This window comes from Carboxylicivirga agarovorans, from assembly GCF_050589845.1.
Taxonomy (GTDB): domain Bacteria; phylum Bacteroidota; class Bacteroidia; order Bacteroidales; family Marinilabiliaceae; genus Carboxylicivirga; species Carboxylicivirga agarovorans.
Window position 1 is genome coordinate 1 of record NZ_JBNGPA010000005.1, and the last position, 23,456, is coordinate 23,456.

The window sequence follows — 23,456 nt, forward strand, 5'->3', positions numbered from 1 at the left end:
TTAAAATTTTAAATATCTCTAGAAATTTTAATAGCTCTAATTGACTTCAGGTTTCACTTTTTACCTTTTCTATTTTATCGTTTAAAATAGGTACTATCCAATATTTTCAAAGATCTTTTGAGCTTTTTGCTCTTGTAAAAGTAAGTGTTTCACCACTGTCCTTTTCTTTTCTTTTTAACCTCTCTCGTTTAAGAAGCGGCTGCAAAGGTAAGAAGTTTTTATTCTATTTTCCAAAATTATTTTTGAAAATTTTTTGACTTATTTTTTGACGCGAACTTGCAAGATAATATACCCGGCTTTTGTTGTCAATACTCCCTTTCACTTTGCCTGTCATTATGTGTCGATAAATGAGCTAAATCCCTTATCAACCGTGCCTTCCAGATGAACCGTTGTTCTCAAAAGCGGGTGCAAAATAAGGGAGTTTTTTCCGTATCTCCAAATGTAAAATCACAATTTTTTAAAAGAATCTTTCCCGGTCGGCGCTTAAGAGTTGATTTGATGGTGATTATCGGTGGAATATTTTTTTAAGAAATTTGAGGGTGCTTGATGGAGCCTTCTTCAGTCAGCTTATCAATGCTGTTTTTAAGAGGTCGTCGCCTGTTAGTTCTTTCCAATTAAACTCAGACCAAACTCAGACCAAACTCAAACCAAACTCAGACTAAATTCGACTCAGGCTGAATTTAATATGTATTTGGTATGCGTTTATTGTGTGTTTAAACTGGGTTTAGTATGAAAATGTATTGGAAGTGATGGATAGTGGGGTATAAAAAAAGGGCGCCTTGCGGAGCCCTTGTGATACTATCTGAGATTATAATCTATTTTAAATCCTGCGTATACTCTCAATCTTCACCATCGTATTCAACATTTGATTAGTATTATCTAAGGTGTGGATCTTTTTAACGACACTCATACCTTTAATAACTCTGCCAAAAGCGGCAAAACCCTGACCATCGGGATTTCTTTTACCTCCATAGTCCAACTCCGGCATATCTCCAACACATATAAAAAACTCCGATGACGCTGTTCCCGGCCCCAATCGCGCCATACTTATTGTACCGTCTTTATGAAATACATTGGTTTCTTCTGTTGTCTCATGCGGAATGGTGCTTAAAGCATTAACCAATTCGTCATCAAATAATCCTCCCTGTATTACTTCAATCTTAACCGGATTATTTTCCTGGTTAGATTGGGTAACAACTCTGTAAAAAACAGCACCGTCGTATTTGCTTTCATCCACAAGCTTTAAAAAGTTAGATGCTGTATGCGGAGCTTTCTTTTCAAAAACCTCTATAACTATATTGCCTTCTGCTGTCTTTATTTCAACAAGCGGATTGGAACTGCAAGCTCCAATAAACAAAAGCGCCACCATATAAAATACAATTCTCATGTCTTTCTTTTTAATATAAATGATAGTACTAAAATAATAACCAGAACCCCAACCACAACAAATGCCCAATAATTAGTGGTACGGTATTTCAATATTAAACTATAATCCCGGTAAGCAAAGTTTCCACGTTTAAAATGCCATTTTGCTTTACTGCCTTCAATTGAAACTGCATTCGTATCATATATTAATCCAGGTGTCTCTGCCTCGGCAAAATATTCCGTTTCATTAAGAAGAAGAACTTCGTCATCTATTTGCCTTTCAAATTCTGCAAAATAATCATCACAGTAGGCCTCGCTCACCCATGAGGAACCAAGCCGCTTATCCATCAACTGACATAGCTCCTCCAATTCAGGCCCATCCTCAATAGATGATTCGAAAATCTGCATTACAAATAATGAGTCTCCGCCGCCCAGTGCACCTTTCCCATTGGCAGAGGCATAATTATTCAAAAGATTAAAATACTCAATACCTAAAGAGGCTGTCATGAATTTCCAAAACTTTAACTCCCCTTGTTCATCAAAGGCTTCTTTTTCCAAATCGGTCATCGTTTCAACACACGATGTGTCACCGGCAAACAGATAGGCATATTCTTCTTCATTCAGATAATCATCTATTGAAAGATGATGAAATGGGAATCGTTGCAGGTATGTCTCAGTATATTCATGAAAGTTATAAAACCAGGCGAAGCTACTCTTAAGCTCTGATTTAATATTATCCTTATGGGTTGAATCATTACTCAAATACAGAGATTGATTCACCGCTCCCACAGATTCAAAGGTTTTTTCGGCAATTGCCATAAAAATGGTGTCTCCGTTTTCCTTATCAATCATCTTATCGTAACTAAGATTCCACCCCTCATTAATATCAAACGAAAATGGGTTCTTATATACCTGTGACGAATCACCCTCAGCGATTACTCGTTTAAAAACTGTCCCATCATCATTGATACGGGTATAATATCTATAGGTAACGTCTCCACATGCTGATAAGATGAACAGCAATGTAATTAATAAGCATCTTGCATTCATAACATTGTAGTTTATTTATTCATCCATTCACAAAAACCATATTCACGACGAAGCTGCCAGGCACTCAGTCGAATGTCTTCACCGGCATGATAGGCCTGGAAATCAACAGGTGAATAACGCTCTATCTGAGTCAACAGGTTTTCAACAAAGGAAAATAGTTCCGCATTTTCAATTTGAAGAAGCTGCACACTTCCTTTATTTAATATCACATCATCATTATGGCGCATCATTGCATTTGTTTCCAGCAGTTTGGTCAGCAAGTCATTGGCCGTCATCCGGCATTGCCAGTCCGATTTGTAAATAACCGGATCATTGGATGAGCGAATAGCCAGTCGGCTCTCCCAGGTATACACTTCTAACCATGTATATACACCACAACAAAAGAGCAAAACAACACTGGCCGCCACTCTTACGAACTTCAAAAATCCCAGGCTTTGTTTTTTTGGGGGCTCAATGCGGTCCATCACTTTTCTTTTTAGTGACCCGACATTATCCAGACTTGGTTTGTCTTTCTTTGCCTTATCCAGTAATTGTTTATAAATATCCTCGTCCATATCAAACACGTATTACTTTTTGAAGTTGTTCTCTCACTTTCTTTCGGGCCACATATAAATTGTCCTTGATCTGTTTAGCAGATAACCCTGTTATTTCAGACACCTCATGAACATCCATTTCTTCAATCTCACGCAGGACAAAAACAGCTTTCTGAAGTGCGGTTAACGATTTGCATGCCCATTTGATCTGCTCCTCCAATTCCTCGTTAAACAGGTTTTTAAGAGCATCATTCTCATTACTATCATCCTCCTTTACAGCTATCAGATCCTCTTGACTGCGCCTTTTACGCAGTATATCAATTGCCAGTCGGGTAGCGATTGTATAAAGCCAGGTTGTAAACTTTCCTTTTTTACAATCAAAACCGTCTATCTCCTGCCATGCTAAAACAAAGGCATCCTGAACCACATCCTCAGCCTCTGCCCTATTACCAACAATCCTGCACACAATTGAATAGCAATAATTAGAATAGCGTTCTACCAATACTCCAAAGGCCATTGAATTCCCTGTCCTGCTTTTTTCAATTAATATGTCGTCAGAAACTGTTTTCATTAGTTCGTTTACAATTGATACGGTAAAGTTAGGATCAGGTCGAAAATAAATATCAAAAAAGTCGCATTATGGCCCACTTGTTCGAAAACGCACACTACGAACACTGTAACATCCAACTACCCTCAATCGTCCTGTTTACAGGGGCTGACAAAAATCATGTGTTCGAAAGTGAACATTATTTCAGCATAAATTAGTCATAAATAGCCGAAGTAACAAAAGACAGAAGATACAACACCCTGTCCCTCTGCACCTTAATTCCATCGGCACGAGTATTGATACAGTGATATTAACCCATAAGATTCGATATATCTAAGAAGAAAACATTATGAGCCAAAGCATTATTCGTGTGAATCAACTTCACAAATCCTATGTAACAGGAAGTAACTCCTTACATGTATTAAAAGGCCTGGACATTGATATAAAGCAGGGAGAAATGGTTTCCATTATGGGATCATCCGGTTCCGGTAAATCCACGCTTTTAAATATCCTGGGTATCCTTGATAACTATGATGAAGGAGAATATTATTTGAATAACATTCTTATTCAAAAAATGAGTGAGCGAAAAGCAGCTGCATTCAGAAACAAATACATTGGTTTCATTTTCCAGTCATTTAATCTTATTTCTTTTAAAAATGCCATGGAAAATGTCGCCTTACCACTTTACTACCAGGGCGTCAGTCGCAAAAAACGCAATGCAAGGGCACTGGAACTCCTTGACAGATTAGGGCTTAAAGAGTGGTGGAACCACACCCCCAGTGAATTGTCAGGTGGACAAAAACAGCGTATAGCCATTGCGCGCTCTCTTATTTCTGAGCCTAAGGTTATACTTGCCGATGAACCAACCGGAGCATTGGACACGCAAACCTCATATGAGGTAATGGATATCCTTAAAGAGGTTAATGATTCAGGTATAACAGTCATTATCGTGACTCACGAAAATGATATTGCCGACATGACCCAGCGTGTTATACGACTTAAAGATGGATTGATTGAGAACAACCAAAGCAATCCCATAATTGCCCCAAGCGGACAAACGATTTATGCTAACTCATAATCCGGATTAGTCATGATAGATTATTTTCAAGAGATATTATCTACGCTCAAGCAAAATAGGCTGAGAGCGATTATGACGGGCTTTAGTGTGGCTTGGGGTATTTTTATGCTTATCATTCTATTGGGTTCTGGTAAAGGGCTGGAGAATGGAATGGAGTTCAATTTCAAAAACACCTCTAAAAATGCTCTTTGGATATGGAGCAGGCGTACACAAGTTGCTCATGATGGTTTAAAAGCAGGTCGACGCATCAACTTTACAGTTGCTGATGGAGAGATGTTACAACGCAAGTTTGAAGATGACATGGATAATTTTTCCGGTCGCTTTCATCTTTGGGGAGATTTCCCGGTTACATACAAAAATGAATACGGTGATTTTAGGATAGAAGGCATCATGCCTGAATTTAAGAAGATACAACTTGTTGATATGGTTCAGGGGCGATACATAAACGACCTGGACATAAAAAAACACAGAAAATCGGTTATTATATCAGAGCCTGTAAAAAAGCACTTATTCAAAGATGAGGAAGCAATAGGACAATACATACGTATCAGTGGGGTACCTTTTATGGTTGTTGGGATTTTCCAGGATCCTGAGGACAAAGACAGAAAGCAATGTTACATGCCATTAACGACCACCCAACGTATTTTCAATGGCAATAACCGCTTAACTGAAATGGCCATTGCAACCAATGCCACAACCGTTGCCGAAAACCAACGCATAGAAGAGGAAGTACGAAACATGCTGATTGAGCGCCATCGCGTTGCTCCGGAAGACAAGCAGGCAATTGGCATATGGAATACACTGGAAAGCTTTAAACAGGCACAGGGTGTTTTTGCGGGTATCAGAATGTTTGTATGGGTTATTGGTATCATGACAATTATTGCCGGAATTGTTGGAGTTAGTAATATCATGATAATACTGGTAAAAGAGCGAACTAAAGAAATTGGAATCCGAAAAGCAATCGGCGCTACACCGTTCTCAATCATTCGCCTGGTTTTATCTGAATCAGTATTAATAACAGCGCTGGCAGGATTCTTCGGACTGGTGGCCGGAATGGGCTTGCTGGCCGGTGTGTCAGCCATATTGCAGCAAATAGCAGTGGAAAATCAAGACGTGCAAAGAGCGTTCTTTAACCCATCGGCAGACCTTGGCGTAGCAGTTTCCGCACTGGTGATTCTGGTTACAGCGGGACTAATAGCGGGTTACATTCCTGCGAGAAAAGCCTCGGCTATACGACCTATTGAAGCTTTACATGATGAATAAAATCTAACCCAAAGTCAAAAGCTATGTTTGATAAAGACAGATGGCAAGAAATATTCAACGCCATTAAAACAAATAAATTACGAAGTGTTTTAACCGCCTTTGGTGTTTTATGGGCCATTTTAATGCTGGTTGTAATGACCGGTGCCGGAAACGGGCTTAAGAATGGTGTATACGAAGGAGTTAAAGACTTTGCAACCAACAGCGGGTTTGTATGGGCGCAAAACACAACTATTGCATACGAAGGCTTTAAGCGTGGACGCAATTGGCAGATAAATAACGATGACATTCAAGCCATTAAAGACCAGGTACCCGAAGTAGAAGTGATATCACCACGATTAAACGGATGGAACCTTCGTAGTGGTGAAAATATTGTTCGGGGTAAACGTTCGGGTGCATTCAATGTGATGGGTGATTATCCAAGTTACCGGGATATTGATCCTTGTACTATGCCATATGGGCGTTATATCAACGATGAAGACATCAGACTAAAAAGAAAGGTCTGTATCATTGGGGAGAAAGTATATGAAGTCATGTTTGATGAAGGAGAAGATCCGGTAGGTCAATACATCAGGGTCAACGGCGTGTACTTTATGGTAGTTGGGGTTTTTAAATCAAATAATCCCCAGATTAATATCGGGAGTAATAAAAAAGAAACCGTATATCTGCCATTTACAGCCATGCAACAAACCTATAACTACGGTGACCAGGTTCATTACTTTGGATTAGTCGCTAAAAAGGGTCATAAAGTAGAAAATGTTATCGATAAAATAACCCCGATACTTCAAAAGAACCATAAGTTATCGCCTGAAGATAATGAGGCCATTGGCAAATTCAACCTTGAGAACCAGATTAAAACAATGAACTTCATCTTTTTGGGAATTGACATTCTGATATGGGTTGTTGGTATTGGTACCCTTATAGCAGGAGCTGTAGGTATTAGTAACATCATGTTGGTTGTTGTAAAAGAGCGAACCAAAGAAATTGGGATACAGCGTGCGATAGGTGCCAAACCCGCAATTATAGTGAGTCAGCTACTTACCGAATCTGTTTTCCTTACGACAATAGCCGGGTTTATAGGCCTGGCAATAGGAACAGTGGCACTATACCTTGTTGATATGGCCGTTGATGCATCAAGGGCTGCCGGAAATGGCGAGGAGGAAACATTCTTCCTGAATCCGGAAATTGGTTTACCACTGGCCATTGCCGCATTAGCAATGCTGATATTAGTGGGCTTAATAGCAGGATTAATCCCTGCGCTCAAAGCCATTAGGATTAAACCTATTGAAGCACTTAGACACGAATAAAAAAGAACATACTAGAAACTATAAAAAATCTAAACTCATGAAGAAGGTATTTAAAATATTAGGTGGTGTAATATTTATCGCATTAGTTGGTTGGGTTATATTTTACTTATACAATCAATCAAAGAAAGACCCTGTTGTTTATGAAACCGAACTGGCAGAAGTAACCAACATTATTAAGAAAACAGTGGCTACCGGATCAGTCGTTCCTCGTAAAGAAATAGACATTAAACCACAGGAAAGTGGTATTATAACAGAAATATATGTGGAAGCCGGGGACGAGGTGCAAAAAGGTGACTTAATTGCCAAAGTACAGATCATCCCTGAGATGATCCAGGTAAATAACGCTGAAGCCCAGTTAAAGAGAGCTGAAATCAGTTTTAAAAATGCTAAAATTGAGTATAAGCGTAAGAAAGAATTATTCGACACCGGTGTTATTCCTGAATCAGAGTTCCTGGAAGAACAATTACGCTATGAAACGGCTGAAGCAGATAAGTTAGCAGCTGAAAACAACCTGCAGCTGATCAAAGAGGGTGTTACCAACAATGCCAAGGGACAGACCAACACATTGATTCGCTCAACCATTACAGGGATGATTCTGGATGTACCAATTAAAGAAGGTAACTCGGTAATTAAGAGTAATACTTTTAACGACGGAACAACGATTGCTGTGGTTGCTGACATGGGCAAGATGGTGTTTGAAGGAAAAGTTGACGAAACTGAAGTTGGTAAAATTAAGCAGGGAATGGCACTTTTACTATCTATTGGAGCTATTGAAGACCAGCAATATGATGCAACCCTTGAATCAATCGCCCCTAAAGGTGTTGAAGAAAATGGTGCCATCCAGTTTGAAATTAAGGCTGCAGTTGAACTGAAGGAAAATCAGTTTATCAGAGCCGGATACAGCGCCACTGCTGATATTGTTCTTGACAGACGCGATAGTGTACTGGCCATCAAAGAAAAGTTGATCACTTTTAGTAATGACTCTGCTTTTGTTGAGGTAGAGACTGGTGAGCAACTATTTGAAAAGCGACTTATTACTACCGGATTATCTGACGGTATTAAAATTGAAATTACAGATGGAATCTCGAAAGAAGATAAAATTAAGATTCCTAAAATCTAATTTCAGTAATTATTAATATTTTAGTAGTTACAACACCCGGCATCGTCCGGGTGAATTAACCAGAAGAGAAAACTTAGGCTCACACCTATCAAAAAAATTATCTATGAAATCAATAATTGCTATTGCCACTTTTTGTTTGTTGGCAATCAATATCCAGGCGCAAGACTCGTTGAAAGTCGAGTGGCAGGGACAGAAAAAACAATGGTCATTACTAGAGTGCATTAACTACGCGCATACGAATAACATTACTATTCAACGCCAGACGGTTAATACCCAATACCAGGAAAACCTTCTGAAACAAAGTAAACTTGATCGTCTTCCTGATTTAAACGCCAGCACCGATGGTTCTTTAAGTTTTGGTTATACATGGGTACAGCAAGAGGCACAGAATGTTGACCAGACGATACAATCTTTGGGAATCAGTGCCAATAGTAACATTAATGTTTTTAGTGGCTTAACCGCCTCTAATACCATTAAACGCAATAAAGTTAATCTTCTTGCAGCCATAGAGGATATGGAAAAAACCAAGAATGATATCGGATTGCAAATCACCGGTCATTATCTGCAAATCCTTTTTGACAAGGAACTGCTTAACGTGGCTGAAGAGCAATATGAAACAAGTAAGTTACAAGCTGAGCGCACCAAGAAACTGGTTGATGCAGGAAGCCAGGCCATGGGTAGCTACCTTGAAATCAAATCTCAGGCTGCGAAAGAGGCCTTGAATGTCACTCAGCAACAAAATGCGCTGGGAATATCATTATTGGATTTAGCACAGTTGCTGGATTTGGAAAGACCTATTGAATTTGACATTTTAAGCCCTGAACTACCTGAGTTAAGCGCCTTTACTCCAGAGCCGCCTGCAGACATTTACTCGATGGCACTGGAAATAATGCCCGAGATTAAAAGTGCTACTTACAATACTGAGAGTGCAGAATACGATCTTAAAATCGCAAAAGGAAATTATTACCCTACACTTGGTGTAGGAGCCGGTATGTCAACCAATGCCAACTGGTTAGCAGACGACCCCTATGACTCAAACCGATCATTGGATGAACAGTTTAAAACCAACAGGAACACATATGTTGGTGCTCGTTTAAGCATTCCTATTTTCAACCGCCTGCAGGCACGAAATAATGTTGCCAATGCAAAACTCGGTGTTATGGATGCACAATACCTGTTAAAGCAGGAAAAGCTTAACCTGCGTAAAAAAATTCAGCAGGCATACGGTAATGCGGTAGCTTCCTACAACAAATATTTATCGAGTCAGGAAGCCGTAAATTCATTCGCTGAATCATTCCGATATACAGAGAAGAAGTTTAACGTTGGATTGGTTAACTCTGTTGATTACAACGTGGCTAAAACAGACTATACCCGTGCTCAGTCTGATTTGCTACAGGCCAAGTACGAATATATTCTAAGAACCAAGATTCTTGACTTTTACAAAGGCATTCCTATTGAACTTTAAGGCTTCATAATACCCTTTTATACCCTTATTATTAATATACCGGATATTGTTTCACCAATATCCGGTATTTTTTTTTCATAATTATAAAAACTTATGTCTGTGGCTTCCTGTCATATCAAAGTTATTTATAAATTAGCCATGATAAATTACTGAACCTATGAAGAAACCTGTTGTTATTGCTATCGTTGCTATCGCTGTCATTATGATTGTACTTGTTATTGGTAAAAAACAAGGCTGGATTGGACAGGAATACCAGGAAAAAGTTCTGGCAGAAAAAGCACAACCGCGTACCATTACAGAAGCCATTACAGCCAATGGAAAGATAAACCCACTGGTTGAAGTCAAGATCAGTTCCGATGTGTCCGGTGAGATACTGGAACTATTGGTGGAAGAAGGACAGGAAGTTAAGCGTGGACAGGTTTTAGCCCGTATTCAACCCGATATCTACGAGCGTAACTATGAAAAGATGGAGGCATCGGTTAAGTCGGCCGAAGCTAACCTGCAACAAGCAGAAGCGCAACTTCAGCAAAAGAAATTAAACTACAACCGTAATAAACAACTGTGGGAAGATAAAACCATTTCAGAATCTGATTTTGAACAGGTAGAGTCTGAATATGAAATAGCCCTTGCCAATAAGGCCTCGGCAGAAGCATCATTGCGCAATTCCCGCGCATCATTAAAAGAAGCCAAGGATAATTTGAATCGCACAACCATCTATGCTCCAATGGAGGGTACTATTTCACGTTTAAATGTTGAAAAAGGTGAGCGTGTTGTAGGAACAGCCCAGTTTGAAGGTACTGAAATGATGACCCTGGCCAACCTGCATCAAATGGAGGTACTGGTTGATGTGAATGAGAACGACATCATCCGCGTTAGCAACAATGATACGTGTATTATTGAGGTAGACGCCTATCTGAAGCAAGAATTCAAAGGGGTGGTAACACAAATTGCCAACTCTGCTAAAACCCAGGGAACCAGCGCCGACCAGATTACCAATTTTGAAGTGAGGGTATTGATACTCCCTGAATCGTACCAACATTTAATTGAAGAGAATGCGAACAACATGTATCCATTCCGCCCTGGTATGTCAGCGACAGTAGATATCCAAACCAATACAAGGTACAATACCTTAACCGTACCTATACAATCGGTTACCACACGTCCCGATTCCATTGTGAGTGATTCAATAAAGATGGAAGTGGACAAAGACAAGCGCATAGAAGTTGTGTTTGTGGTTGAAGAAGGTAAAGCTGTCCAGAAGAAGGTTGTTCCGGGTATTCAAAACACAAAATACATTGAAATACTTGAGGGTCTTGATGAGGATGAAGAAGTGATCAGTGGCCCCTATTCAGCCATCTCACGCAAGTTAAAAAATGGCAATGCCGTTCAGGTTGTCGAGAAATTATTTGATGAGAAAGACAAATAAAGACCAAGAGAAACAGGGTGAAAGATTTTAAATATTAACACATTAATTCTTTATGAATTTGAAGTAAACAATTGGAAAATTCTGCTCTGTGTTTATTCGGCTGAATGGTCTTTTGTTTCATAATAAACAGTTCTGATCCTATTAGATACCTCATGTATCTTTGAACCTGAGCCTGTTATCTGATGTCAATATTCACCATTACTATCTTCGAAACTATTTACTATTTTTGCGCAATAATTTAAGGATATGGCAAAAATATTGAGTATTGAAACGTCTACCGGCGTTTGTTCGGTAGCATATAGTGAACATGGTAAAGTTGTTGCATCTAAGGAACTGTTTCAGGTTAATTCGCATGCATCGAACCTGACGATCTTAATTGAAGAATTGTTTGCTCAAGACAATACGCCTGAACTGAAGGATATTGATGCAGTTGCCGTAAGCAGCGGCCCTGGTTCTTACACGGGCCTGCGCATCGGGGTTTCAACAGCCAAAGGAATATGCTATGCCTTAAATAAGCCGGTGATAGCCATTGACTCCATGCAAATTTTAACACAAGCTGTAGTTAATCAGGATTGGGAATCTTCAGCCTTGCCTATTGTTTTTTGCCCTTTGATGGATGCGCGTCGAATGGAAGTTTATACTGCTGTATTTGATAAAGAGCTTAATAAACTTGAAGATATATCAGCTAAGATTGTTGACGAAGAAACATTTACAAAGTGGCTCGAAGCCAATAAGGTTGTTTTCTTTGGCAACGGAGCGGAAAAATGCAAAGATGTCATCAAACATGAGAATGCCATATTTGTAGATGACTGTCATCCTTTGGCTAAAAACCTTTCTCCACTGGCTGAAAAACACTTTGCTGAAGAAAAGTTTGAAGACGTGGCTTACTTTGAGCCTTTTTACCTGAAGGACTTTGTTGCCACAACGCCTAAAAAAAAGGTACTGTAGCAAAATCCAGTAAGTATTTCAAAGCATTTGTTTGTCATATAGAGTAAGTAATCTTATCTTAATCTCTAAAAGAAAGGCTTATGAAAAGGCTTACTATTATACTGATCAGTTTTTTACTGACAGCCAGCATGCTTGCTTCTCAGGAAGAAAAGAAGGACACTGTTTATATTCCTCCTTATCCCCTGACTGATCATCAGGCCTACCAGGGAGGTGAAAAACTCGTTTTTACGCTAAACTATGGAATAGTTACGGGAGGAAAAGCAACCCTTACCGTTGTAGACTCAATCTACAATGACACCAGGGTTCACCATGTAATAGGTCGAGGTGTAACAGTAGGCATTGCTGATGTGCTATACAAAATCAGGGATCGTTATGAGAGCTTTATCGATGTTAAAACCAATGAACCGGTAAAGGCAATCAGAAGTATTCGTGAAGGTCGCTACCGCTATTATAATGAGGTGGAGTATATCAGAGATTCATCACAGGTGCTTTCAAAAAAATCGGGTGTTCACAATGTTCAGGAAGGTATATTAGATATTCTATCAGCATTTTATTTTGCCCGAAATCATAAGTTCAATGATAATCTGGAGGTGGGCGAAGTGATTGAGTTTATGACCTATTTTTCAGATGAAAACTTTCCGCTGCGTATTCGTTACAGGGGGACAGAGGTTATTAAAACCGACTTTGGTAAAATTGAGTGTTATAAATTCTCACCTGTTACAGAAGTAGGTCGCGCCTTTAAAACAGAAGATGATATGCATGTATGGATTACGCGTGACAAAAATCGCATTCCAATGCGTGTGCGTTTTGACCTGGCTGTTGGGTCTTTTACCTGTAACCTGCATGAATTTAAAGGTCTGAAACACCCATTCAGTAGTGTACAGCATTAGTATCTAATTCACTGAAAAGGACAGCTTTTAAGTCATACAATTCGTTTTTTACGTGAATTCGTGTATTTTTGCAGCGTTTTTTAGATAATAATAATCACAATTTCAATAGTATGGCAACTACAGCTGATTTTAGAAACGGCATGTGCATTGAGTACAATGGACAATTATTTTTCATTGTACAATTCCAGCACGTTAAGCCGGGAAAAGGAGCCGCGTTTGTAAGAACAAAACTTAAGAATGTATCAACCGGTAAGGTTATTGAAAATACATTTAATGCAGGTGTAAAAGTTAACGAAGCACGTGTAGAGCGTCGTCCGCACCAATTCCTTTATAAAGATGATATGGGTTATCACTTTATGAATGCAGAGACATTTGAGCAGGTACCTATCGAAGAAGGATTAATTGACAATACTTCATTGTTAAACGAAGGAATGGAAGTTGAAGTTGTTTATCACGCTGATACAGAAACACCATTAATGGTTAACCTTCCAACAAACGTTGTATTCGAAGTAACTTACACTGAGCCTGGTGTTAGAGGTGATACATCATCTACCAACTCGTTAAAACCGGCAACAGTAACTACCGGTGCTCAAATTATGGTGCCTCTGTTTATTAACACTGGTGATAAAATTAAAATTAACACCTCAGACAATTCATATGTTGAGCGTGTAAAATAATTTTACATAAACGATCTCCACCCTGTTATAAACTTACTGCTAAATAGTTAGTAGCATCTTATAACAGGGTCTTTTATTTAATATTAAACCCTATAATAAGAAATACTGACTTTTATAGGTTTTTTTTAATACCTTAGTTGGAAAGAGTTAGCTTCTATGGTTACCCAATTGAAAAAGAAAAGGCTTCGTTTATACAAGGATAGATTGAATATCATCCTTGATATTGCGCAGACTATTAATGAAGATCACACCATTGAAGACTTACTTTCTGAATTTGAGATACTACTACGGGAAGAACTGGAAGTTGGTAAGGTATTGGTTTATACTTTCTCTAACGATGTATGGAAAAACCTTCTTATATCAGGAGTAACCGAGGAAGAGGCGGCCGCCATTGATGTTGAGAAGGATTTGTTACAGTACGAAACAATTGAAAGCATCACATTATCACATCCTCCAAATCTAAAAGGCTTTGACGCTGTTATCCCGTTATTTCACAGGTATCATGCAATAGGCTATGTATTGATAGGTGATATTGAAGAAGAGCAGCAAGGCATCAGTCCAACGATCAAACACCTCAAATTAATTCAGATTATCTCCAACCTGATCATTGTGTTTGTTGAGAACAAGCGCATGCAGCAGGAACTTCTGGAGCAAGAGGTGATAAAAAAGGAGATGGAGCTGGCATCACGTATTCAAAACCAGCTGGTTCCCAGTGAGCATCAGCTTCCAAAGACTTCAAAGCTTGATATTCATACTTATTACCAGCCTCATATGGGTGTTGGTGGTGATTATTACGATGTTTTTCGTTTATCGCGCAACACCATTGGTTTCTGTATCGCCGATGTATCGGGTAAGGGTATTTCCGCAGCCATGTTAATGTCTAATTTCCAGGCTGTCATACGCTCATTGTTTACCTATAGTGGCAACCTTAAAAAACTGATCCACCAGTTGAATGCACGTGTCAACGAAAGTGCAAACAGCGAAAAGTTCATCACGTTGTTTATTGGCAGGTATAACCTTATTACACGCCGCTTGAGTTATGTGAATGCCGGTCATTTGCCTCCCCTTTTATTTGATGCCCGCAAAAAGCAACTTAGCCATTTGGAACACGGTTGCATAGGTCTTGGGATGCTCGACTTTATCCCATCTATTGATGTAGGAAAAGTGCATATTCCCAAAGGATCAAAACTATTGGCTTTCACCGATGGTTTGGTTGAGCTGGACGATGGTAACCAGGTTGAATCGGGTGCCGAAGAAGTAGAAGCGATCATGAACAACAATCATCCCCTGGAACAAAACTTCTTAGGGCTTCGTAAAATCATTGACCGCATCGAAAAAGATGGTGCCGCCTTTGATGACATTTCCTTAATCGGGCTTGAATTCAAATAAAAAAAGCAGACATTTCCGCCTGCTTTCCTTTATTCTATCACTTAATTCTTATTGAGCAATTACCAAAAAGTAATTTTTCTTTCCTTTTTGAACCAATAAGTATTTATCATTTAAAAGGGCTGATGCATCAACTGTTGCTTCGGCATCTGCCACCTTTTCTTTGTTAATACTCATACCCCCGCCTTTAATTGTACGACGCAGCTCTCCTTTTGAAGGAAATACAGTTGCCTTTTCTGCCAGCAGGTCAACGACATTAACTCCTTCTGAAAATAAAGCCTTGTCAACTGTAAATTGTGGTACACCTTCGAATACCGCTAATAGGGTTTTCTCATCGATCTTACGAAGAGCATCGGTTGTTGCTTTACCAAATAAGATCTGCGATGCTTCAACAGCTGAATCATATGCCTCTCGACCATGAACCATAACCGTTACCTCTTCAGCCAAACGCTTTTGCATGGCTCTCAAATGAGGCGCTTCAGCTTGTTCTTTAGCCAATGATTCAACTTCTTCTTTGGTGAGCATTGTAAAGATCTTAATATACTTTTCAGCATCTGAATCAGAAGTATTCATCCAAAACTGATAGAAGTGGTAAGGACTTGTTTTCTCAGGATCCAGCCATACATTACCGCTTTCGGTCTTTCCAAACTTACCTCCGTCGGCTTTGGTAATCAAAGGACAGGTCATGGCAAAAGCTTCACCACGTTCTTTGCGGCGTATTAGTTCGGTACCTGTTGTAATATTACCCCACTGATCAGAACCTCCCATTTGAAGCTTACAATTCTTCTCGCGGTATAAGTGTAAAAAGTCAAATCCCTGCACCAACTGATAGGTAAACTCGGTAAATGACATACCAACGCGCGACTCCTCACCCAAACGCTTCTTAACTGAATCTTTAGCCATCATATAGTTAACAGTGATGTGCTTACCAATATCACGGATAAACTCAAGGAAGGTAAACTCCTTCATCCAGTCATAGTTATTAACTAACTCGGCACCATTGGCTAAAGATGAATCAAAATCAAGGAATAAAGCCAGTTGCTTTTTCAGGCAAGCCTGGTTATGACGCAATGATTCTTCATCCAGTAAGTTACGCTCCTGCGACTTACCTGATGGATCACCAATCATACCTGTTGCACCGCCAACTAAAACCAATGGCTTATGTCCGCATGCCTGAAAATGTTTTAACATCATCACACCAACCAGGTGACCAATGTGTAATGAATCTGCTGTTGGATCAATACCCACATAAGCTGACGTCAGTTCTTTTTCTAATTGCTCTTCTGTTCCGGGCATTACATCGTGAATCATGCCACGCCATCTTAGTTCTTCAACAAAATTCATGGTTGTGTTTATTTATTGTCTCGCAAGACGCTATTTTACATTAATTATTTTCGAAGTGACAAAGATAATAAAAACCCAAGGTTTGGATGCTCACTTTTTAGGGCTAAAAATACTAAAACACCGGGGAAAGAACTGTAAACTAATTAATACTGCATTTTAACATGCCGTTAACCCGTAAAAATTGTATTTTTAAATAGTTTTACCGATTGAGAACACACTAACTAAATCACATGAAATTTCTACACATTTTGTTGATTGTATGCCTGTCAACAACTTTATATGCCCAAAAGAAAAATGTGAAGGCTACCTATATTACCTCTCCGTTAAAAATTGATGGTCAATTAAATGAAGAATACTATCAACAGGGAGAGCCCGCTACCGACTTTGTTCAACTCCAGCCCTATAACGGGCGCCCCGCAATGCAGCGCTCCGAGGTATGGTTCTTTTATGACCAGTCAGCTGTTTATGTTGGGGCCATGCTTTACGATACGGCACCTGACAGCATCAATAACTATTTGACAGAAAGAGATAACATTGGTAATTCTGATTACTTTGGCGTATACATCGATCCGTATAACGAAGGGCAATTATCCTATGGTTTTTATATTACTCCGGCAGGTGTTCAGTCGGATATGAAAGCCATTAAAAGTGATCGCGACCGGGAAGATGGTAACTGGGATGCGGTATGGGAAAGCAATACACAAATCACTGATGATGGATGGATCGTTGAGATGCGTATTCCTTATTCTGCCCTTCGCTTCCCTGATCAGCCTGTTCATTTGTGGGGTGTAAACATCTTTCGTAATATACGCCGGTACAATTCGAATAACACCTGGAACCTCATTGATCGTAATATTTCAGGATGGATACATCAGCAGGGTGAATTATCTGGCATTGAAAATATAAAGCCTCCTACCCGACTTTCATTTACACCCTACCTGGCTCTTTATGTTGAGGAGAATGAGGAAATAGACAAGACCGATTTTACCTATAAAGGTGGACTTGATATGAAATACGGTATCAACGAAAGTTATACCCTGGATATGATGCTCATACCCGATTTTGGGCAGATTCAGTCAGACGACCGCCAGCTAAACCTGGGACCTTATGAGATCTATTATGCTGAACGACGGCAGTTTTTTACCGAAGGTATGGAGTTGTTTGACCGGGCTGATGTATTTTACTCCCGGCGGATAGGTAGCCGACCGAAGTTTGCAGGCAATGCCAATGATGAGCTTGAGGAAAATGAAGTGATAAGCGACAGGCCGGCAGAAACCCAATTGGTCAATGCCACAAAAATATCGGGGCGTAATAAAAACGGCTTTGCCATTGGTTTCTTAAATGCCATGTCGCTCAATTCACATGCCACATTAAAAGACACTTTGAATAATACCTCAAGGGAAGTATTGATTCAACCGTTTACCAATTACAATGTGTCGGTCATTGACAAATCGTTAAAGAACAATTCATACGTCAGCCTTATCAACACCAATATGTCGATGTACGACAATTCTTTTGGTGCTAACGTAACAGCCACTGAATTTCAGATCAGAGATAAATCATTGACCTATGCCATTAGTGGAAAAGGAGGAGTTAGTCACCGCGGAGCAGAAGATAAAGAAACTGGCTGGTTTGGTGAGGTAGAGTTAGCCAAAAACAGTGGTAAGTGGCAATTTGGCATATCACAGGAGGCCTACCACAAAGATTATAATCCCAACGACATGGGATTTTTAAGGCGTAACAATCTGTTTGACACCGATACGTATATCCGGTTTAACCAGATAGAACCATTTGGTATTTTCCAGAGCGGAATGGCACAGGCCTACTTTAAAAATGACATGGTGATGGAACCGTGGGATTTGAGAGCCCAGGAGCTGGGGGTTTATACCGAATGGCGCTTTATGAACAACTATGGCTTTGAAGTGCGGGGCGAATGGATGAGTGAAGAACACAACTATGATGAAACCCGTGTTGAAGGACGCTATCTGTATAAACCACAGGGATACAATTTCAATATGTTTGTCCATTCCGACTGGAGCAAGAAGTTCTCTGCTTATGTCTATTTTGGTGGTTTTGAGCGACCTGACCGTAACCAATCTGGTAACTGGATGGGAGTAGGACTGGATTGGAACATCGGACAGAAACTTGCATTGGAATATGAATTATCTTGCAACCCGGAAACCAATGACTATGGCTACGTTAGCCGCAATGATGCCGAAGATTCAATTTATATTGCTCAACGCGACTTAAATACCATAGAGAATGTATTGGAAATGGCTTATACATTTAATAATAAACTGAGTTTGCGTTTAAGGGGCCGACATTACTGGTCAGGAGCTGAAAACAAAGCCTTTTATCTGCTACAGGATGATGGAACGTTAATTGAAGAACCTGATTATGACGATAACCATGACCGTAACTTCAATTCTTTTAATGTTGACATGGTATTGCGCTGGGTATTTGCCCCGGGATCAGAGATGACCTTAGGATGGAAGAATTCTGTTTTTGCCCAGGCTGACCAGATGGTTAAGGACTACAATGATAATATGGAAATTATAAGAAACAGTCCGCAGATAAATACCGTTTCTTTTAAAGTACTGTATTACATCGACTATAATTCTCTGATCAAAAAGAGAATATAATCAGTTGAGGTGTAACATTTAATTCAGGATAAGCGGATACCGCATTTAACAAATAATGCATAACTTTGTCGTTCCAAAGAAAACCTTCAACCTATGGAACAACTAAAGTTTGTAATGACAACTGTTGTGCTTTGCTCTATCTTTACCATTGGCAACGCGCAATATTCGCTTGTATCAGATAGTTTACAAAAAACCACTGAACTAACACTGGAATTAAAGCTGAAATACCAGCCGGTTCAACTAAACTTAAACTTGGGTAAAATACACCAGGATAATCGTCCGGTATTTGTATTTAACCAGTTTGGCATGTATGAGCAATACAATGTTTTATCTGCTGATGTTAGTCAGCAGGTACAGCCATTCAGACCATACTTCCCAAGTGGAGGCTTCTATTACACCGGTAATGACAGGCGACGAGACAGTTTTAATCCTCATGGATCTGCAAACATTGGCAGCGCCCTGGTCAATGGTTTTATAAACGGCATATTATTAGGAAACAAATATTAAACAATTACCCCGCTCCCTCCCTACATTATTAATACATAACTAACAATTATTAAGATGAAACGAATTTTCATTTTAGCGATGCTTGCATTATCAATGCACGCAATGGCTCAGCACGATCATGATGAGCACGACCAACAGGGAGAACACCAAACAGCTCATGGGAAGCATAAAATTGCTTTCTACTCAGGATTCACTCACATTCCATCGGCCTTTTATGAGCATGAAACGCATGAGGAAAGCACGGGTAAATGGGTACCAACAATTGGTGTAGACTATTATTATTCATTAAATCGTAAATGGGATCTGGGTGTAATAGCCGATGTTGAACTGGACAGTTATTACATCCGTACCGACAATCACGATGAGTTGGAAAGAAATAATGTAGTTGTCTTATCGGCGGTTGGCAAATATAAACCAACACACCGGATAGGATTAATCGCAGGCCCCGGTGTCGAGTGGGAAATCAAAAAACATGACACCGAAACATTTTTCGTCTTGAAAACTGGTGTTGAATACGAAGTTGCCATTGAAAATGGCTGGGAGCTCACTCCTGTATTTACCTATGACTTTAAAGAAGAATATAGCGCTTATGCTTTTGGCATTACCATTGGCAAACGCTTCTAAAAAACACTTCTGTAAAAAATACAAGCCGGCAATATGCCGGCTTTTTTCGTTTATGACGTCTAAAAAAATAAGTATATTGTAACAATACATTTGATACCACTGAAAACCTTACATTATGAGAACAGCTCTTTTTCTACTACTGTCGGTTACTTTTTGTATTGCGAATGCCCAGTCACCACGATTTAAAGCAAAATACCTGAATAGTATTTCAGACAGCAGTCTTCAACAACATGTTTACATTCTGGCTTCCGATAGTCTGAAAGGACGTAACACAGGTACAGAAGGAGAAAGAAAAGCAGCCCGTTACATTGTTGAGAACTTTGAACAGAATGGTCTTAAGCCGTTTAACGATACAACTTTCCTACAAAACATCGGACTTTGGAGCTGGCAATGGAAGGAATTTAAACTGGAAAGTAAGCAACGTGATTTTGAAAACTATAAGGATTTTGTTTACCTGAGCACAGCCCCTGTTGCCCCCGAAATAAAAGCAGAATGTGTATTTATTGGAAATGGCTCTGACTCCATCTTCAATCACATTGATGTGGAAGGAAAAATTGCCTTTGTATGTGTAAAAAGCTTCAGAAGTTGGTACCGCATTGCCAGTAAAACAAAACGCGAAGGAGCAGTAGCTATTTTTATGGTTCACCAAAGTGACAATGATGAATTTTTAAAAGCTTCTGAACGAAACAGAGTACTGCACCAGCAGCTCTCCATCGGAACGCGGGAGCCGGTATTTAGTGAATCCATGATCAAAGCTTTCGCTGTCAACCAAAACATAACCGAGGAGTTGTTTCAACTTCCTTATGATAGCTTAAAACAATTGAATTATGAGCAAATTAAAAGCCTGCCGGCACCTAAATTAACGCTTGCCTGCCAGCTAAAAGTTGAAATAGCTGATGCCAACAATGTGGTTGGTTACATTCCGGGTAAAGGTAAGACCAATGAAGCTGTTGTTATTTCGGCGCATTACGATCATATTGGAGAGCGTCACAATGGTATCTGCGTTGGTGCCGATGACAATGCCAGTGGTACAGCTGCTGTTATAGAACTTGCCAAAGCATTCGCACCATTAGAAGGAAAGCTTAACCGGGATCTGATATTTTTATGCACATCGGGTGAAGAAAAAGGATTATTAGGTGCTTTCTATTTTGCCGACCACCCACAGGAGCATCGTTTCGATATAAAAGCCAATGTTAATATAGATATGATTGGCCGCATCGACTCCACCCATAAAAGCAATTACATCTATACAATTGGTAATAACCATTATCCTGAATTTGATTCTTTGCTTCATGTTGCCAACAACATGCTTGAGCCGATGAAAATACAGTATGACTATAATAAATCGCAAGGCTTTGGTAATTTCCTGCGCTTATCCGATCATTATGCCTTTCATCGAATTAATATACCTGTTATGGGCTTCTTTAGCGGATTGCATAAAGATTACCATACGCCAAACGACACACCTGATAAAATCGATTACCAGTTGATGGAACAGCGTGTTAAATTAATTTTTACCACTACCTATTTAGCCGCCCAAAAGACAGCATTCACTTCACAAACTGACGAATAGCATTTGGTTTATACACTAAAGAAAGTATTTTAGCCGTTTCTTGAGTAAAATATAAACCAATAAAAACGATATGTCAGGAATTTTTAAGACGATTAGAAGCTTTCCAAAGGTGTTTTGGGTGTCCAACACCATGGAGCTGTTTGAGAGATGGGCGTGGTATGGATTTTACATGGCCTTTGCTTTATACCTAGTAGGTTCAAAAGATACGGGAGCATTAGGATTTTCTTCTGCTGAAAAAGGTGCTATAATGGGTACCGGCTCCATGTTATTATATCTACTGCCACTTTTCACAGGAGCTATCGCTGATCGTGTCGGTTACAAAAAAATATTGATTCTTTCATATGCCATGTATGTGAGTGGCTACTGGATGGTTGCAACCTTTAACTCTTTCACCCTGGTTTTTGCAGCATATATTTATCTGGCTGTTGCAGGAGCTTTGTTTAAGCCAATTATTTCGGCTATGATCTCAAAAACCACAACTTCTGAAACCTCATCTATTGGTTTTGGAATTTTCTATATGATGATTAACATCGGTGGTTTTATCGGACCTTTTATAGCAGGTGCTATCTATCAGAAAAGCTGGGATTGGGTATTTTATATTTCAATGATCACCATCTCCATCAACTATATCTTTGTATTCTTTTTCTTTAAAGAACCAGGCCGGGAAGAAAATGGTGATAAAGAGCCTTTGGGACAAGTATTTCTTCAGGCCCTTAGAAATATTGGAATCACATTAAGCAACTTTAAATATGTGTTATTCCTGTTAATAATGGTAGCGTTCTGGACTGCATTTAATCAGTTATACTATGCATTCCCGGTATTTGTTGATGATTGGGTAGATACCTCAAACCTTTATAATGCATTGCATGCTGTATGGCCCTGGTTAGCTGAAAGCATTGGCACAAAAGAAGGAACAATTACGGCTGTTACTATTGGTAGCTTTGATGCCTTTTTCATAATAATCTTCCAGATATGGATATCAGGAATAGTAATGCGCTATAAACCATTAAATGCTATGATGAGTGGTATTTTCGTCTTAGCTATCGGTGTAGGAATGATGTTTGCTTTCCAGAATAGTTTCTTTATCATTCTTGGGGTCCTAATTTTTAGTATTGGTGAGATGGCCAGTAGCCCTAAATTTACTGAGTATGTGGGCAGCATTGCCCCGGCAGATAAGAAGGCTCTATATATGGGAACATCCTTTTTACCAATTGCAGTAGGTCACCAGCTGGCTGGTGTGGTCTCTGGTGATATATATGATAAAGCTGCCGGTAAACTGCATTTGTTAAGTCAGGAAGTTGCCAAACGTGGACTAGATATTCCTGAGGTATCGGAAACATTTACGAAGAACGATTACTGGAATAAAGCGGCTGAGTTAATGGGCATGAGTAATTCGGAATTAACCAACTTTATCTGGGTTAACTATAACCCATCAAAAATATGGATGCTATATGCAGGAATTGCTGTCAGTGCTGTTGTTGCATTATTTTTATACGATAAACTCATATTAAAATCAAAAGCTTAATTTAGGCACTAAATATACCTAAAAGCCCGTAGCTCAGCGCTTCGGGCTTTTGTTGTTATAAGGGCTTACCAATCAAACTGCCTGTACACACTCTCCTTTAGAACAAAATGCGTAACAATTCTACAGCCAGAGCGTAAATCAGCACTATAACCCATTTTTTCTTTTAGCCAATCCTGTTATAGTTGAGTG

Annotated in this window: 20 protein-coding genes; 15 read left to right on the top strand and 5 right to left on the bottom strand. The window is 39.4% G+C overall.

The window, feature by feature from the left end:
• Positions 1-820: 820 nt before the first annotated feature.
• Genes ACRD69_RS07230 through ACRD69_RS07245 form a run of 4 tightly spaced genes read right to left on the bottom strand, consistent with a single transcriptional unit; the run spans position 821 to position 3,519 of the window.
• Positions 821-1,387 (bottom strand): peptidylprolyl isomerase, encoded by a 567-nt coding sequence (locus ACRD69_RS07230; RefSeq protein ID WP_430814408.1) that lies wholly within the window; start codon positions 1,385-1,387, stop codon positions 821-823.
• Positions 1,384-2,415, bottom strand: a complete 1,032-nt coding sequence (locus ACRD69_RS07235; RefSeq protein WP_430814409.1) for a hypothetical protein — start codon at positions 2,413-2,415, stop codon at positions 1,384-1,386. The genes ACRD69_RS07230 and ACRD69_RS07235 overlap by 4 nt, the downstream gene beginning before the upstream one ends.
• Before the next feature lie 11 nt (positions 2,416-2,426).
• Positions 2,427-2,969 carry a hypothetical protein gene (locus ACRD69_RS07240; RefSeq protein ID WP_430814410.1) on the bottom strand — a complete coding sequence of 181 codons (543 nt, stop codon included), beginning with the start codon at positions 2,967-2,969 and terminating at the stop codon, positions 2,427-2,429.
• Between the two features lies 1 nt (position 2,970).
• The gene (locus ACRD69_RS07245) at positions 2,971-3,519 is read right to left on the bottom strand and encodes an RNA polymerase sigma factor (protein ID WP_430814411.1); all 549 of its coding nucleotides are present in this window, start codon (positions 3,517-3,519) and stop codon (positions 2,971-2,973) included.
• 325 nt (positions 3,520-3,844) lie between these two features.
• Between ACRD69_RS07245 and ACRD69_RS07250 the strand changes: the two genes are divergently transcribed.
• The 10 genes from ACRD69_RS07250 to ACRD69_RS07295 all read left to right on the top strand — a co-directional run bounded on the left by ACRD69_RS07250 (position 3,845) and on the right by ACRD69_RS07295 (position 15,055).
• Positions 3,845-4,573 carry an ABC transporter ATP-binding protein gene (locus ACRD69_RS07250; RefSeq protein WP_430814412.1) on the top strand — a complete coding sequence of 243 codons (729 nt, stop codon included), beginning with the start codon at positions 3,845-3,847 and terminating at the stop codon, positions 4,571-4,573.
• A 12-nt stretch (positions 4,574-4,585) separates the two neighbouring features.
• Positions 4,586-5,836, top strand: coding sequence for an ABC transporter permease (locus tag ACRD69_RS07255; RefSeq protein ID WP_430814413.1), 1,251 nt, complete (start codon positions 4,586-4,588; stop codon positions 5,834-5,836).
• A gap of 23 nt (positions 5,837-5,859) precedes the next feature.
• Positions 5,860-7,140, top strand: coding sequence for an ABC transporter permease (locus ACRD69_RS07260; protein ID WP_430814414.1), 1,281 nt, complete (start codon positions 5,860-5,862; stop codon positions 7,138-7,140).
• 37 nt (positions 7,141-7,177) lie between these two features.
• On the top strand, positions 7,178-8,260 hold the full coding sequence (locus ACRD69_RS07265; protein WP_430814415.1) for an efflux RND transporter periplasmic adaptor subunit: 1,083 nt from the start codon (positions 7,178-7,180) through the stop codon (positions 8,258-8,260).
• Between the two features lie 103 nt (positions 8,261-8,363).
• On the top strand, positions 8,364-9,725 hold the full coding sequence (locus ACRD69_RS07270) for a TolC family protein (RefSeq protein WP_430814416.1): 1,362 nt from the start codon (positions 8,364-8,366) through the stop codon (positions 9,723-9,725).
• Positions 9,726-9,882: 157 nt separating this feature from the next.
• Positions 9,883-11,151, top strand: coding sequence for an efflux RND transporter periplasmic adaptor subunit (locus ACRD69_RS07275; protein WP_430814417.1), 1,269 nt, complete (start codon positions 9,883-9,885; stop codon positions 11,149-11,151).
• 246 nt (positions 11,152-11,397) lie between these two features.
• Positions 11,398-12,099, top strand: a complete 702-nt coding sequence (tsaB, locus tag ACRD69_RS07280; protein ID WP_430814418.1) for a tRNA (adenosine(37)-N6)-threonylcarbamoyltransferase complex dimerization subunit type 1 TsaB — start codon at positions 11,398-11,400, stop codon at positions 12,097-12,099.
• Between the two features lie 80 nt (positions 12,100-12,179).
• Positions 12,180-12,989 carry a DUF3108 domain-containing protein gene (locus tag ACRD69_RS07285; RefSeq protein WP_430814419.1) on the top strand — a complete coding sequence of 270 codons (810 nt, stop codon included), beginning with the start codon at positions 12,180-12,182 and terminating at the stop codon, positions 12,987-12,989.
• 110 nt (positions 12,990-13,099) lie between these two features.
• Positions 13,100-13,666, top strand: coding sequence for an elongation factor P (gene efp / locus ACRD69_RS07290; RefSeq protein WP_430814420.1), 567 nt, complete (start codon positions 13,100-13,102; stop codon positions 13,664-13,666).
• 156 nt (positions 13,667-13,822) lie between these two features.
• Positions 13,823-15,055 (top strand): PP2C family protein-serine/threonine phosphatase, encoded by a 1,233-nt coding sequence (locus tag ACRD69_RS07295; protein ID WP_430814421.1) that lies wholly within the window; start codon positions 13,823-13,825, stop codon positions 15,053-15,055.
• 48 nt (positions 15,056-15,103) lie between these two features.
• On the opposite strand, the gene tyrS is transcribed toward ACRD69_RS07295, so the two are convergent.
• Positions 15,104-16,396, bottom strand: a complete 1,293-nt coding sequence (tyrS, locus tag ACRD69_RS07300) for a tyrosine--tRNA ligase (protein ID WP_430814422.1) — start codon at positions 16,394-16,396, stop codon at positions 15,104-15,106.
• 230 nt (positions 16,397-16,626) lie between these two features.
• Between tyrS and ACRD69_RS07305 the strand changes: the two genes are divergently transcribed.
• The 5 genes from ACRD69_RS07305 (at position 16,627) to ACRD69_RS07325 (ending at position 23,267) form a co-directional block, all read left to right on the top strand.
• Complete coding sequence (locus ACRD69_RS07305) at positions 16,627-19,038, top strand: DUF5916 domain-containing protein (protein WP_430814423.1); 2,412 nt, start codon at positions 16,627-16,629, stop codon at positions 19,036-19,038.
• Between the two features lie 93 nt (positions 19,039-19,131).
• Positions 19,132-19,545, top strand: a complete 414-nt coding sequence (locus tag ACRD69_RS07310; RefSeq protein WP_430814424.1) for a hypothetical protein — start codon at positions 19,132-19,134, stop codon at positions 19,543-19,545.
• A 54-nt stretch (positions 19,546-19,599) separates the two neighbouring features.
• Complete coding sequence (locus tag ACRD69_RS07315) at positions 19,600-20,169, top strand: outer membrane beta-barrel protein (protein WP_430814425.1); 570 nt, start codon at positions 19,600-19,602, stop codon at positions 20,167-20,169.
• 115 nt (positions 20,170-20,284) lie between these two features.
• Complete coding sequence (locus ACRD69_RS07320) at positions 20,285-21,742, top strand: M28 family metallopeptidase (protein ID WP_430814426.1); 1,458 nt, start codon at positions 20,285-20,287, stop codon at positions 21,740-21,742.
• A gap of 70 nt (positions 21,743-21,812) precedes the next feature.
• Positions 21,813-23,267 (top strand): MFS transporter, encoded by a 1,455-nt coding sequence (locus tag ACRD69_RS07325; RefSeq protein WP_430814427.1) that lies wholly within the window; start codon positions 21,813-21,815, stop codon positions 23,265-23,267.
• The last annotated feature ends 189 nt before the right edge of the window (positions 23,268-23,456 follow it).